Below are 13,653 nucleotides of genomic sequence, written 5' to 3' on the forward strand. Positions count from 1 at the left end.
GCAACAACCGCGTTGATTCGCTTTCAAATATCGTGCGCGATCCGCGCCTTGCGCTCATGTTCCTGGTGCCGGGTTCGAACACGACGATGCGCATCAACGGCCGTGGGATGGTGTCGAACGACGAGACGCTGCTCGAAAGTTTCGAGATGGATGGTAAGCACCCGCGCACCATCGTGGTGATCACCGTCGACGAGGTCTATTTCCAGTGCGCCCGCGCTCTTATGCGAGCGCAGCTTTGGAACCCGGAGAACTTTGCCGATCCGGCGAAGCTGCCGACCCCCGGCCTGATGCTCAAGGCGGCGGCCGAAGATTTCGATCACGATACCTACGACCGGGAGTGGGCGGGCCGTGCGGCAAAGACGATGTGGTAGGCAGCCGTCACCGAATGGTGACTGCTACGACTTGTAGATCAGCCAGCTCTTGCTGAAGTCTTTCTGCATCCCATCCTGATAGAGGATGCAGCAGTTGCGCCCGGCGTTCTTTGCGCCGTAGAGAGCGATGTCGGTCTTGTAGTAAAGCTCGCCCGGATCGTCGGCGTTCGATGCCATGCACACACCCATGGAGACGGTCACGGGGCCATAATTCACGCGAGTGCGGGAATTCTTGAAGGGAGTCGCCTCGAGCGTGCGGCGGATGCGCTCCGCCATGCTCATCACTTCCTCCGGCGTATTGCCGTCGACGATCAGCGCGAACTCTTCACCACCGGTGCGAGCGACGAAGATATCGCGGCGGACATTGGCGCGGATGACGGAGGCGACGGTCGCGAGGATCTTGTCGCCGACCGGATGGCCGTAGGTGTCGTTGATCTTCTTGAAATTGTCGATATCGGCAAGTACCAGCGCGGTGATGGGCTTCAGTGCCGGATTGTCGAAGACGGCGGCGAGGCGATCGTCGAAGGCCCGGCGGTTGGAAAGGCGCGTCAGCGAGTCGGTATTGGCTATGCGCTTGTATTCATCGAGTTCCTTGCGGACCCGGTCCATCTCCTGCGAGCGCTGGGCGACGTTCTCCACAGTCCTTTCGCCATGCGCCATCGTATCGCCGGTCGCCTCGGTGAGAATAGTGATGGCGTTTTCTATGAGTTCGAGGCTGGCGGCACTCTTGGAATTGATGCGCTTGCAGGTTTCGCCGAGCAGCTTGTTGTAACTTTCGAGCGAGGTCTGCTCCTGGCGCAGGACGCGCAGTAGCCCTTCGAGCTCCGCGGCGATGCGCGTGTGGGCGTCGTCCAAGACACGGGCGGGCGAATGGGTGAAATGCTGCGCGCCGAGCGCGTCGAGTTCTTCCTGGCTGGCCTGGCTGCCAAGGGCGGCAAGGTCGCGCGTCAAGGCGGGGTTGGAGCCGATATAGGCCTCATAGAAGAGCTCGTAATTGCGCGGGATTGGCGCGACCCCCATCGAGCGCATGGCATAGGTGATCTGACCTGCCACGTCGGGAACCTGCGCCTTTGGCGCTGCAGCCGCAGTCATTCGGCATACTCCTCAATGAGATTTCGAAGGCAATCTTCTATTCAGTAGCTTAAATTCGTTGGGAAAGGATTAAAGGCATATATACTAAAGATTAGATGCGAGTATTCTAGTCTGCCGGCGATGAAATACTAGGCGACGGAAATCTAGGGCGAAAACCCGAGTACTCCTCAAATTTTTGCGCATTTTCCGCAAAAACTCCAAACTATGCAGCATTTCCGACGATTGTTTTTGATCGTCTCCAATTTGTTGACAGTTGGTGTCGAAAATGTACTCTTTTGTAAACGGTGGGCGAGGTGCACGAGGGCGCGTTCCGCACCGATATCCTCGCCAGCGTAAGCGCCGAAGAATCGCTGGGCGCTGCCGATTTTCAGGCTTTGAATAGCCTGGCCAGCACCCAGGAGGTCGATCCGCGCAAGACCGCCGTGGTTCATTGACGGCACTCAGCCCAGATTGAGTTCCTGGAAGAAGTCGTTGCCTTTGTCGTCGATGACGATGAAGGCCGGGAAATCCACGACCTCGATCCTCCAGACGGCCTCCATGCCGAGTTCGGGATATTCCAGGACGTCGACCTTCTTGATGCAATCCTGCGCCAAGCGGGCGGCCGGGCCGCCGATCGAGCCGAGATAGAAGCCGCCATGCGCCTTGCAGGCCTCGCGCACGGCGCGGGAACGGTTGCCCTTGGCAAGCATCACCATCGCGCCGCCGAAGGCCTGGAACTGGTCGACATAGCTGTCCATGCGGCCGGCGGTGGTCGGGCCGAAGGAGCCCGAGGCGTAGCCGACTGGCGTCTTTGCCGGACCGGCATAATAAACCGGGTGGTTCTTCATGTAGTCCGGCATGCCTTCACCCTTGTCTAGGCGTTCGCGGATTTTCGCATGGGCAAGGTCGCGCGCGACGATGATCGTTCCCGTCAGCGACAGGCGGGTCTTGACCGGATGGCTCGTCAAATCCGCAAGGAGGGCGGCCATCGACCGGTTGAGGTCGATGCGGACCACCGAATCCGACAGCTTCGTCTCGTCGATCGCCGGCATATATTTGGACGGATCGGTTTCCAGCTGTTCGACAAAAATGCCCTCGCGGCTGATCTTGCCCTTGGCTTGACGATCGGCCGAACACGAAACGCCGAGGCCGATCGGCAGCGATGCACCGTGGCGGGGCAGGCGGATGACGCGCACGTCGTGACAGAAATATTTGCCGCCGAACTGGGCGCCGACGCCCATTTGCTGCGTCAGCTTGTGGACTTCCCTTTCCATCTCGACATCGCGGAAGGCGTGGCCACTCTCGGAGCCTTCCGTCGGCAGGGCGTCGAGGTAACGTGTCGAAGCGAGCTTGACGGTCTTGAGGTTCATTTCGGCCGAGGTGCCGCCGATGACGATCGCCAGATGGTAGGGGGGGCAGGCTGCCGTCCCCAGCGTCAGGATCTTTTCCTTGAGGAAGTCGATCATGCGGTCATGCGTCAGAAGCGACGGCGTGCCCTGATAGAGGAAGGTCTTGTTGGCCGAACCGCCGCCCTTGGCGACGAAGAGGAAATCGTAGGAATCTGTGCCTTCCTCATAAATGTCGATCTGGGCGGGCAGGTTGTTCTTGGTGTTTTTCTCCTCAAACATCTTGAGAGGCGCGAGTTGCGAATAGCGCAGGTTCTTCTTCTCATAGGCATCCATCACGCCCTGTGCGAGCGCTGTGTAATCGCCGCCTTCGGTCCACACCCGGCGGCCCTTCTTGCCCATGATGATCGCAGTACCCGTGTCCTGGCACATTGGGAGGATGCCGCTTGCGGCGATATTGGCGTTTTTCAAAAGGTCGTAGGCGACGAAACGATCGTTTTCGGTTGCTTCCGGATCGTCGAGGATGGCGGCAAGCTGCTTCAGGTGGCCGGGCCGCAGCAAATGGTTGATGTCGGCAAAGGCAGTTTCGGCAAGCAGCCGCATGCCCTCTGGTTCTACCGTCAGGATCTCTTGTCCCCTGAAGCTGTCAACAGAGACGTGGTCGCTGCTGATCTTGCGGTAAGGGGTGGTGTCCTTGCCGAGCGGGAAGAGATCGTCAGCCATCGAAGTGACCTTTCTTGAGATTGGCATCGCACAGTTTGGAACCGATCTAAATCGGGCGAACCGCAAATGCAATCGTCAAGCAGGCATAGTTGCTCCCCGTCAGTATGACGACCACAGCGGCGTGATTATTCGGCGTTCATGCATGATCAGTTGCGATTATACGGGCTTTAAACCGGATTTCAGCGAGCACAGATATCAGGGCCGGGCAGAACGCCGAACAGGTTGAGCAAAGAGATACAACGATACAAAGGTCTCAGCATCATCACTTTTTGTCGTCAGCGATGGTTCTCGTCATCGTCAGCAGCGCTGCAATCGTCTTCGGCAAAGGGAGCGGTTATCCGACCGGCCCCTTCTACACGGAAATCCTTGCAAGGCTTAATCCTGCCGAGGTTTTCTATGCCGGTCCTTGAAGGGGCCGGAGCTTCCGGCAGCCAGTAGAAACCCGCCCGGCCCGCAAACGGGCCAATCGTGACAGTTCTCTGCGAGCCTTTTTTCGGCCAGCTGGTTTCAGGGCGATCGCCCATCAGCTTTCGACTGCCGGACAGGTCTGGCGGACGAGATCGCGCCGGCTTATTTCGGGCCGATCATCTGCTCGGGGCGGACGATCTCGTCGTACTGTTCGGAGGTGACGAGCCCGCTTGCGAGTGCTTCTTCCTTCAACGTCGTGCCGTTCTTGTGCGCCGTCTTGGCGATCTTGGCGGCGTTGTCGTAGCCGATCGTCGGGGCAAGCGCGGTGACGAGCATCAGCGAACGCTCCAGGCCGGCCTTGATATTGTCTTCGCGGGCCTCGATCCCGACGACGCAGTTGTCGGTGAAGGAAATAGCCGCATCGCCGAGAAGCTGGACGGACTGCAGGAAATTATAGGCCATCATCGGGTTATAGACGTTGAGCTCGAAATGACCCTGGCTGCCTGCGAAGGTGAGGGCGGCGTGATTGCCGAAGACGTGGGCGCAGACCTGCGTCAGCGCCTCGCACTGCGTCGGGTTGACCTTGCCCGGCATGATCGACGAGCCCGGTTCGTTTTCCGGCAGCGACAGCTCGCCGAGGCCGGCACGTGGGCCGGAGCCGAGCAGGCGGATGTCGTTGGCGATCTTGAAGAGGGCGGCTGCTGCGGCATTGATGGCGCCGTGGCTGAAAACCATGCTGTCATGGGAGGCAAGCGCCTCGAACTTGTTGGGCGCCGTGACAAACGGCATATCGGAAATCTTCGCGATCTCCTCCGCCACCTTTTCCGCAAAGCCGACTGGCGCGTTGAGCCCGGTGCCGACGGCGGTGCCGCCCTGCGCCAGTTCGCAAAGGCCGGGAAGCGTCAGCTCGATGCGCTTGATGGCGGAGCCGACCTGGGCCGCATAGCCGGAGAACTCCTGCCCGAGCGTCAGCGGCGTCGCGTCCTGGGTATGCGTGCGGCCGATTTTGATGATGTGGTTGAACTCGACGACCTTCATGTCGAGGGCCGCATGCAGGTGCTTCAAGGCCGGCAGCAGGTGGTGGGCGATCTGCTCGGCGCAGGCGACGTGCATGGCTGTCGGGTATGTATCGTTCGAAGACTGGCTCATGTTGACGTGGTCGTTCGGATGCACCGGCTTCTTGGACCCCATGACGCCGCCAAGCATTTCGATCGCCCGATTGGAGATCACCTCGTTGGCGTTCATGTTCGACTGCGTGCCCGAACCTGTCTGCCAGACGACGAGCGGGAAATGCTCGTTGAGCTTGCCGTCGATGACTTCTTGAGCGGCGTCGACGATCGCCTTGCCGATTGCCGGATCGAGCTGGCCGAGTTCCATGTTCACCCTGGCGGCTGCCTGCTTGACGATGCCGAGGGCGCGCACGATCGATAGCGGCTGCTTTTCCCAACCGATCTTGAAATTGCCGAGCGAGCGCTGCGCCTGGGCGCCCCAATATCGGTCGCCCGCCACGTCGATCGGGCCAAAGGTATCTGTTTCGGTACGGGTCGAGGTCATAGCCATGCCTTCCTGTCGCATTCGCCGGAGCGCGTTCGTTTCAGGTCGGTCTTATAGGTCCGAACGGACCTCAAGAAAACCGGGCCGGAGACGAAATATGACAGCATTATTCATGTTTTAGGCGTTCTTCGTGGTTTTTAGGACACGCTTGAAACTTTATGCCTGGAGGGCGCGTTTGACCACTGTGGCAATCGCGCGAAATTCGGTAAAAAATTAACTAATAATTTCATAATTTTGTGTGAACTGCTTGCCGGCGGCACGCTTTGACGGCGTCACACAAGTTGTGCCGGTGCTTCTGGCGCTCGGAGCCGGTTTCTGCCAATGGACCGGGAAAGCCAGACTATATGAATTTTGATATGGGCTTCGCCTATGCCAAGGACAGCGTGATACTGGGACTGGAAAAAAGCATGACATCGTTTTTCAAGGGTGCGGTCTCCGCACTGGCACTTTCCTGCGGATTTGCGGCGATGGCCGCGCCGGCGCATGCTTATACGCTGATGGACATGATCCGCGGCCACCGCGAGCGGACCCCGATCATCAATCCCGCCAATCCAGGCGAGTTCGGCGAAATGCCGGCCATGCCGCTACCGAAGGTCAGCGGTCCGCGCTACTATACCTACAAGCCGGACGCGATGCGCTTCGTCAATATCGCCAAGTTTGCCGAGCCGACGGTGACGGGTGCGATCGCGTCTGCGTCCGGTGAAGCGGCCATGGGGCCGGTCGTCGTCGAACGCCAGTTCCTCGCCGAAGCGAAGGTTCGCGCCGACGTAAACGTCGCAAAGGCTCTCGAAGCCTATTACGGCAGCTCCAAGAACCCCTTTGTCTGGCTGACCGGCGCAGAGATCAACGATCGTGCCAAGGCGGCGATGAGTTTCCTTTCCGGTGTCGGTTCCGTCGGCCTCGACCCGGCCGACTACACCGTCGACCTGCCGGCCGTCGACCCGTCCAATCCGGATCCGGCCGCCCGCGACCGCGCTCTTACGCAGTTCGAGCTGCAGCTTTCCTCGAAGGTGCTCGCCTATGTCCAGGATACGGTGCGCGGACGCATCGATCCGAACAAGATTTCGGGCTACCACGATTTCAGGCGCAAGCAGGTCAACCTCGGTCCGGTTCTGAAGCTTGCACGCATGAGCCCGGATATCGGCGCCTATCTGACCAGCCGCACGCCGGATGGCCCGCAATTCGCGGCACTCAAGGAGGAACTCGACAAGCTCAAGGCCGAGACGGCTGGCGACGAGCCGATCACGATCTCGCTCGATCGGCTGCTGCGCCCGGGCGACAGCTCGCCGGAAGTCGCCAATATCGTCAAGGCCATCGGCAAGCACGCCTCAGAAGCGCTGAAGGCGCAGCATGCGGCAACGCTTGCCGCCTATAGCGGCGGCTTCGTCTACTCGCCCGAGCTCGTTTCGCTGGTCGAGAGTTTCCAGAAGGAACATAATCTGAAGCCGGACGGCGTAATCGGCCAGGCGACCGTCCGCATCATGACTGGCGGCGACAGCAACGCTTCGAAGATCGACAAGCTCACCGTCGCGATGGAGCAGGCGCGCTGGCTGCCGGAAGATCTCGGCTCGCGCTACGTCTTCATCAACCAGCCGGCCTTTATGGTCTACTACCACAACGACAACAAGGAACAGTTGTCGATGCGCGTCGTGGTCGGTCAGAAATCCAACCAGACCTATTTCTTCCAGGATGAGATCGAGACCGTCGAGTTCAATCCGTTCTGGGGCGTTCCGCAGTCGATCATTATCAACGAAATGCTGCCGAAGCTGCGCGCCGACCCGAATTATCTCGACCGTCTCGGCTATGAAGTAGCGATCAACGGCCATGCGGTTCCGTCGTCCAGCGTCGATTGGTACGGCTCGACCTCCAATGTCTCCGTGCGCCAACCGCCGAGCGGCGACAATGCCTTGGGCGAATTGAAGATACTGTTCCCGAACAGCCATGCGATCTACATGCACGACACGCCCTCGAAGAGCTTCTTCAAGCGCGACATGCGGGCGCTGAGCCATGGCTGCGTGCGTCTTGCCGATCCGCGCGCGATGGCGGCGGCCGTGCTCAACACGAGCGTCGCCGATGTGGCAAGGCAGATCGCCGCTGGCCAGAACAAGGCGGTCTCGGTTCCGCAGAAAATTCCGGTCTACGTGTCCTACTTCACGGCATGGCCAAACAAGGACGGGGTCGTGGAATATTTCGACGATGTCTATGGCCGCGATGCTTATGTCGAGAAGGCATTCGAGACGACGACGAAGGCGCGGGACGCTCAGATCTGATTGTTTTCGATCGGGAATGGGGCGGCGGTCTTCGGGATCGCCGCCGGCGCGAAGTGCTCCGTGCCGCACCCGAGAGCAGGAGTGCGACGAGTCCGAAGCGGGGATGAGGACGCGGGGCTTTTGGCCTGCTGCATTCTTGAATCTTGGCGCAATACTTACGGGCGGATCAGCCAGCCATGTAGTGATGCAAGCCGCCATCGACCTTCACGATGTTGTATTCGCCGACGTGGCGGTTATCGGCAGAATTTTCCAGGCTACGAGATCGTTCTTGATCCAGTCGTGCGAGAACGCTTTCCCGTACTTTCGATATGCGGAAGGTCCTCGGGGATATCTCTGGTTTCTTGACTGACTATGCGCGTTTCAACGTTTCGGTCGACGAAGTATTGCGTGGCGCAGCGGCGGAAACCTAACCGTGACTTGGGGATAGTTCCACTTTTCCGAACCCAAGGATCTGCACCTGGCCCATTCTTCATTGCGTTGTGGATCGCCATTGCCACCGACATCGCGGTCCAAGCTCCCCTAAATCGGCTGACCCGGCTCCGGGTCGCTGACCGTCTTGCAAGCACTCTGTTCAAAGGCATTCATATTTGAGAGCACGCGCGAGGAAGTTCGAATAAATCGACATATAGTGGAGCTGCGGTCCAAATGAGTTTGCCGCGCGCTTGATCGGGAATTTCAGCGAGAAGCAGCCACCGCGTTCGACCGCGCAAAATCGCAAATGACGGTTTCGACGAGTTCGGGCGTCAGTTCGTCATAGTGCAGGATGATCCGGTCGGGGCGCAGCGTTTCGACCGGCACGTCGGAATAGCCGAAGGGGACGGCGATCGATGGGACGTTGGCGTTTCTAGCGACGGCGATGTCGTTGAGGCTGTCGCCGATCATGATGCTGCGTGCCAGTATGCCGCCGGCGCGTTCGATCGTGCCGGTCAGGTGCTGCGCATCGGGTTTGCGGACCGGAAAGGTGTCGCCGCCGGTGATAGCGTCGAAATAACCGGTGAGGTGGAGTTTCCGCAGAAGCGTCAGCGCCAGCGATTCCAGCTTGTTGGTGCAGACGGCGAGTTTGTATCCCTCGATTTTTAAAGTATCCATGGCGGCGATCAGGCCGGGATATGGCTGTGTATGACCGGGCATCGTATCGGTGTAATGGGCGATGAAGCGTTCCAGCAGCGGCGGCAGCTCGCTCTCCGAAAGCGGGTGGCCGCGCAGCCTGCAGGCGCGCTCGATCATCACCTTTGCGCCGTGGCCCACGAGATGGGTTAGATCGGCATAAGTCACGGGCGCGAGATCGAGCGCGGCGATCGTGAGATTCAGGCTCTCGACGAGATCGGCATGGGTATCGAGCAGCGTGCCGTCGAGATCGAATACGACAAGGGCAGGGGTCAAGGAAATTGCCTCTTCATGAAATCCGGTCTTCCCGGAGTAGGTGATGGGCATTGAAAAAGCAACGCCAAGACTATGGCCTTAACGCCGCAGCGCGATGCTTTCGCATTTCGGTTTCCTGCTATTATTTTGGCTTTCGTTTGCCATACGAGCCGTGTAAACAGCACATCCAACGAAACAACCGGAGTAGGCGGCGCATGGACGCCCGCGAAATGAAGATCAAGGCCGCCGAGGCGGCTCTTACCCACGTCGAGAGTGGAATGCGCCTCGGGATCGGGACGGGAAGTACGGCAGAGGAGTTCGTTCGCCTGCTCGCGGAGAAGGTTGCCGGTGGTTTCAGGGTCGAGGGTGTCCCGACGTCGGAGCGCACGGCGCGGCTTTGCGTCGAACTCGGCGTACCGCTGAAATCTCTCGACGAACTCCCGGAACTCGACTTGACGGTCGACGGCGCCGACGAAATCGATGCGAGCCTGCGCCTGGTCAAGGGCGGTGGCGGGGCGTTGCTGCGCGAAAAGATCGTAGCGGCGGCTTCAGACCGCGTGATCGTGATTGCCGACGAGAGCAAGCTGGTCGAGACGCTCGGCCAGTTTCCGCTGCCGATCGAAGTCAATCCATTCGGTCTCGTTTCCACACGGATCGCGATCGAAAGGAAGGCTGCCAGGCTCGGTCTGACCGGCAGCCTGACACTTCGCCAATCCGGTGACGGAGAATTTACCACGGACGGCGGCCACTACATCATCGACGCATCTTTTGGCCGCATTCCTGATGCAGACGCGCTTTCGAGCGAGCTGAATTCGATACCCGGCGTCGTCGAGCACGGGCTTTTTCTCAATATGGCGTCACTTGCGATCATCGCGGGTCCAGCGGGTGCGCGCACGCTGCAGGCGAACAGATAACAGGAGCACAGAAACTCATGAAGAAATTTGCAGGTCTTGGCCGTTTTGCCGCCGCGACGGTTATTCTCTCCGGCATCGCTTTCGGCTCAGCTGCGCAGGCGCAGGAAATTTCCGACGAGCAGTTGAAGGCCGCGCGTGCAGCCGTTGCCGCCATTGGCGCAACGGCGCAGTTCGACAATATCCTGCCCGGCCTCGCCGAACGCCTGAAGGCCGGCCTCATTCAGGATTCGCCGAACTACGAAGACGTGATCAGCGCAACGGTCGACGCACAGGCTCTGGCGCTCGCACCGCGCCGCTCCGATCTCGAGAAGGAAGCCGCAACGAACTATGCAAAGGCATTCACGGTTGAAGAGCTGAAGGCCATCGCCGACTTCTACAACTCGCCGGTCGGCAAGAAGCTTCTGAAGGACGGCCCCGTCGCTTCGCGGGAAACGAACAGGGCAGCCGATATCTGGGCGCAGGGCATTGCCCGCGATCTCCAGAAGAATGCCAATACGGAACTCAGCAAGGTCATCAAGGTAGAGCCTGTGCCGGAAACTCCCCCGGCCGGCGACAAGCCGGCAGGTGCGCCTGCTCCTGCTGCAAAGCCCTGACACGGCTGATGTTATCGCAAGAGCCCGGCATCGTCCGGGCTTTTGTTTTTGCAGGCGCAGATACTATATCCATCGAGCCATTCCTGCCGATTCCTAACGGAGCACCCGTCCATGTCTTCCTATGATTACGACCTCTTCGTCATCGGCGGCGGTTCGGGGGGCGTGCGAAGCGCGCGCATTGCCGCGTCGCTCGGCAAGAAGGTCGCGATCGCAGAGGAATACCGCTACGGCGGCACCTGCGTCATCCGCGGGTGCGTGCCCAAGAAGTTGTTCGTCTATGCGTCGCAATATCAGGAGCATTTCGAGGATGCCGCCGGCTTCGGCTGGACGGTCGGGGAAAGCTCTTTCGACTGGAAGAAGCTGATCGCTGCCAAGGACGCCGAAATCGCGCGGCTGGAGGGGCTCTATAAGAAGGGACTTTCCGGCGCGGATGCGGAAATCCTCGAGACGCGCGCCGAGCTCGTCGATGCGCATACGATCCGGCTAGTGAAGACCGGTGAGACGGTGACGGCTAAGACCATCGTCATTGCGACCGGCGGCCGGCCGAACCCGCATGCGGCGCTTCCGGGACACGAGCTTTGCATTTCCTCCAACGAGGCGTTCCATCTCGAAGACCTGCCGAAGGCGATCGTGATTGCGGGCGGCGGCTATATTGCCGTGGAATTTGCCAATATCTTCCATGGACTGGGTGTCGAGACGACGCTGGTCTACCGCGGGGCGGAAATCCTCTCTCGCTTCGACCAGGATCTGCGCCGCGGCCTGCACGAGGCAATGGTTGCCAAGGGTATTCGCATCCTGTGCCGCGACACCCTGGAAATGGTGTCGAAGGGCGAGCAAGGGCTTGCCGTCGAGACCCTGAATAATGGCACACTGAATGCCGGCGCCGTGTTGCTCGCGCTCGGACGTGATCCGAATACCGACGGGCTTGGGCTTGAGGTGGCAGGTGTGAAAACGAACGAGCGCGGCGCGATCGTCGTCGACGAATATTCGCGGACGAGCGCCGACAACATCTACGCACTCGGCGATGTCACCGACAGGGTACAGCTCACGCCGGTCGCGATCCACGAGGCGATGTGCTTCATCGAGACGGAATACAAGAACAATCCGACGAAGCCGGATCACGAGCTAATCGCAACGGCTGTCTTCTCCCAGCCCGAGATCGGCACGGTCGGCCTTTCGGAAGAGGAGGCGGCGAAACGCTACAGGGAGCTCGAGATCTACCGGGCGCAGTTCCGGCCGCTGAAGGCGACGCTGTCCGGCCGGTCCGAAAAGATGCTGATGAAGCTGATCGTCGATGCAGAAAGCCGCAAGGTCGTCGGCGCCCATATCCTCGGGCATGACGCCGGCGAGATGGCGCAGATCCTCGGGATCACGCTGAAGGCCGGATGCACCAAGGAGGATTTCGACCGCACCATGGCGGTGCACCCCACGGCGGCGGAAGAGCTGGTGACGATGTATGTGCCGAGCTATCGAATCCGGAATGGCGAGCGTGTTTGAGGTTCGCGTTGGGTGGCGCCTCGATCACCTGGTGAGGCGCGGCGTGCTGACGATCTTGTGGAAGAGGGTGTCCATAGCCTCGGAAATGCCTTGCGTCAGGGACACCTGGAAAAAGTAGCCGGGGCTCGCACATTCTTGCATTCGGGTGGCGATGCTGCCGTCGAACGGTTTAACCCAGTCCTTCCAGAAGCCGTTGTCCTCTAGGGGCAGATAGGTCGTATAAAGAACGGCTATCTTGATATTCTTTTTTTTCAGATATTCGCAGAACTTCGTATCGATAGGTTCGATGCAGCGAGTGCTGTTGACCCTGCCTTTCGGGCTGGTGCAACCTGTGGGCTTGGCGTGGTCACCCACACCATCTGAGACGAAGAAGACGATCTTCTGGCGGTCCGCGCTACTCGTGCCCTGGCCGGGAATTTCTTTGATCTCTTTTTCGATTTTGGTGAGCGCATCGTCGAAGCTGGTCTGCTGATCTTGGTTGTAGTTCTGAAAGGGGATGCTCATAAGCTTAATATTCTTAGTCGCGTCGCCGACTGTCGACAGGTTCTCGTCCAGTTCCGCGACTTTGAAAAGCTGCGCATCCTGGGCTGTCTTGCCGAAGGTGTAAGCGGCCATGCGGAACTGCCCCTTAACCGTCTGGGTTTGCTCGGCCGTCTGCATCAGTGCCTTTGTCGCCTGCGCAACCACATCGATCCGTATCGGAATGTTGTTGTTTAGTGCGACGTTATAGTAGCTGGTTTTGTCTTCGACACCGTTCTCGGAGACGATATGGCAGGCAAAAGCGCACTTAGCGTCCTTGCCCTTAGCGTTGCCAAATCTGGTGGCATGTTTCATTCGCTCGATATCATCCGGCGTCGCGGCGACTCCCATCGAAGGAGTGTTATCCAGAAGCATGTAGAAGTCCATGTAAGACGGTGTCTGGTATTGCGCTGTCGCGGTGCCGCCGATGGTGACGTTTTGGCGGCCCAGAAGCTGCATGAAGGTGGTCGGCATAACAGCACTGAAGGCCACGCGTGATTCGATGACGCTGCCGGTCTTCGTAACGTTGATTTCAAGATCTATCGGCAACTCGCTCGTTTCGCCGGCCATCTGACCCACGAACATCTTTTGTGCGTCTTCAGAGCCTACGGTGATGGTCCCATCACCCTGCATGGTCATGGCTTTGGCCACCGCCGGCGATTTCTCGGAAATGGCACCCACAGCCGCTGCGTCCGCCGCCGCATAGAGCTGGGTCCTGAGGCTGAGCGCATGGGCAAAATCGACTGCCATACCCGCCGCGCCGAGGACTGGCACGGCAAGCAATGCTGTCATTATTCCAAAGTTTCCCGAACGATCGCCCACAAGGCGGCGCGCCAGCTTCTTCATATCATTCCCCAGGATCGGGCCGATCATCGGCGAAGACACAGCGCGCTCTTCATGGCGGGCAGTTTCAGCTTCGGGTTTGCCACAAATTGCTTTATTACCCCCACAAATTCATGGTTTATTTAACTTAAACCCGAGGGAGTGATAGAAGGCGACACAGAGAGGTTACCTCATAACGAGGA

At 59.4% G+C, this 13,653-nt stretch carries 12 protein-coding genes; 7 read left to right on the forward strand and 5 right to left on the reverse strand.

Annotated features, from left to right (window positions below):
- Positions 1–371 (forward strand): pyridoxamine 5'-phosphate oxidase family protein (locus C9413_RS15875; RefSeq protein ID WP_170250619.1); only part of this gene is annotated, 371 nt, incomplete at its 5' end.
- Between the two features lie 24 nt (positions 372–395).
- Here the strand turns inward: C9413_RS15875 and C9413_RS15880 are convergent.
- Positions 396–1,463, reverse strand: a complete 1,068-nt coding sequence (locus tag C9413_RS15880) for a GGDEF domain-containing protein (protein WP_039845072.1) — start codon at positions 1,461–1,463, stop codon at positions 396–398.
- Positions 1,464–1,756: 293 nt separating this feature from the next.
- Here C9413_RS15880 and C9413_RS15885 point away from each other — a divergent pair, with 293 nt between their 5' ends.
- Positions 1,757–1,897 carry a hypothetical protein gene (locus C9413_RS15885; RefSeq protein ID WP_170250620.1) on the forward strand — a complete coding sequence of 47 codons (141 nt, stop codon included), beginning with the start codon at positions 1,757–1,759 and terminating at the stop codon, positions 1,895–1,897.
- A gap of 6 nt (positions 1,898–1,903) precedes the next feature.
- Here C9413_RS15885 and C9413_RS15890 read toward each other — a convergent pair whose 3' ends face one another.
- Entirely contained in the window at positions 1,904–3,511 is a 1,608-nt protein-coding gene (locus C9413_RS15890; protein WP_170250621.1) for a fumarate hydratase, read from the reverse strand.
- Positions 3,512–3,780: 269 nt separating this feature from the next.
- Here C9413_RS15890 and C9413_RS15895 point away from each other — a divergent pair, with 269 nt between their 5' ends.
- Positions 3,781–3,921 carry a hypothetical protein gene (locus C9413_RS15895; RefSeq protein WP_170250622.1) on the forward strand — a complete coding sequence of 47 codons (141 nt, stop codon included), beginning with the start codon at positions 3,781–3,783 and terminating at the stop codon, positions 3,919–3,921.
- A gap of 160 nt (positions 3,922–4,081) precedes the next feature.
- Here C9413_RS15895 and fumC read toward each other — a convergent pair whose 3' ends face one another.
- Positions 4,082–5,473, reverse strand: a complete 1,392-nt coding sequence (gene fumC / locus C9413_RS15900; protein WP_039845070.1) for a class II fumarate hydratase — start codon at positions 5,471–5,473, stop codon at positions 4,082–4,084.
- Between the two features lie 407 nt (positions 5,474–5,880).
- On the opposite strand from fumC, the gene C9413_RS15905 reads away from it, so the two are divergent.
- The gene (locus C9413_RS15905) at positions 5,881–7,743 is read left to right on the forward strand and encodes a murein L,D-transpeptidase (protein ID WP_039846787.1); all 1,863 of its coding nucleotides are present in this window, start codon (positions 5,881–5,883) and stop codon (positions 7,741–7,743) included.
- 675 nt (positions 7,744–8,418) lie between these two features.
- Here C9413_RS15905 and C9413_RS15910 read toward each other — a convergent pair.
- Positions 8,419–9,177, reverse strand: coding sequence for an HAD family hydrolase (locus C9413_RS15910; RefSeq protein WP_052451525.1), 759 nt, complete (start codon positions 9,175–9,177; stop codon positions 8,419–8,421).
- A gap of 143 nt (positions 9,178–9,320) precedes the next feature.
- Here C9413_RS15910 and rpiA point away from each other — a divergent pair, with 143 nt between their 5' ends.
- The 3 genes from rpiA to gor all read left to right on the forward strand — a co-directional run bounded on the left by rpiA (position 9,321) and on the right by gor (position 12,109).
- A complete protein-coding gene (rpiA, locus tag C9413_RS15915; RefSeq protein ID WP_039845069.1) occupies positions 9,321–10,019 on the forward strand; it encodes a ribose-5-phosphate isomerase RpiA in 699 nt (232 codons plus the stop codon).
- 17 nt (positions 10,020–10,036) lie between these two features.
- The gene (locus C9413_RS15920; protein ID WP_039845068.1) at positions 10,037–10,612 is read left to right on the forward strand and encodes a DUF2059 domain-containing protein; all 576 of its coding nucleotides are present in this window, start codon (positions 10,037–10,039) and stop codon (positions 10,610–10,612) included.
- A gap of 111 nt (positions 10,613–10,723) precedes the next feature.
- A complete protein-coding gene (gor, locus tag C9413_RS15925; RefSeq protein ID WP_039845067.1) occupies positions 10,724–12,109 on the forward strand; it encodes a glutathione-disulfide reductase in 1,386 nt (461 codons plus the stop codon).
- A 24-nt stretch (positions 12,110–12,133) separates the two neighbouring features.
- On the opposite strand, the gene C9413_RS15930 is transcribed toward gor, so the two are convergent.
- Positions 12,134–13,474: a pilus assembly protein TadG-related protein gene (locus C9413_RS15930; protein WP_039846785.1), complete on the reverse strand. Its 1,341-nt coding sequence runs from the start codon at positions 13,472–13,474 to the stop codon at positions 12,134–12,136.
- Positions 13,475–13,653: the final 179 nt, after the last annotated feature.

The organism is Rhizobium sp. SEMIA 4085 (assembly GCF_013004495.1).
Lineage (GTDB): Bacteria > Pseudomonadota > Alphaproteobacteria > Rhizobiales > Rhizobiaceae > Rhizobium > Rhizobium gallicum.

Excerpts from the sequence above, each read along its gene's own strand:
- C9413_RS15920 (WP_039845068.1), top strand. The coding sequence starts at position 10,037 with ATGAAGAAATTTGCAGGTCTTGGCCGTTTTGCCGCCGCGACGGTTATT.
- C9413_RS15880 (WP_039845072.1), bottom strand. The coding sequence starts at position 1,463 with ATGACTGCGGCTGCAGCGCCAAAGGCGCAGGTTCCCGACGTGGCAGGT.
- fumC (WP_039845070.1), bottom strand. The coding sequence starts at position 5,473 with ATGACCTCGACCCGTACCGAAACAGATACCTTTGGCCCGATCGACGTG.
- C9413_RS15905 (WP_039846787.1), top strand. The coding sequence starts at position 5,881 with ATGACATCGTTTTTCAAGGGTGCGGTCTCCGCACTGGCACTTTCCTGC.
- C9413_RS15890 (WP_170250621.1), bottom strand. The coding sequence starts at position 3,511 with ATGGCTGACGATCTCTTCCCGCTCGGCAAGGACACCACCCCTTACCGC.
- C9413_RS15930 (WP_039846785.1), bottom strand. The coding sequence starts at position 13,474 with ATGAAGAAGCTGGCGCGCCGCCTTGTGGGCGATCGTTCGGGAAACTTT.
- C9413_RS15910 (WP_052451525.1), bottom strand. The coding sequence starts at position 9,177 with ATGCCCATCACCTACTCCGGGAAGACCGGATTTCATGAAGAGGCAATT.
- gor (WP_039845067.1), top strand. The coding sequence starts at position 10,724 with ATGTCTTCCTATGATTACGACCTCTTCGTCATCGGCGGCGGTTCGGGG.
- rpiA (WP_039845069.1), top strand. The coding sequence starts at position 9,321 with ATGGACGCCCGCGAAATGAAGATCAAGGCCGCCGAGGCGGCTCTTACC.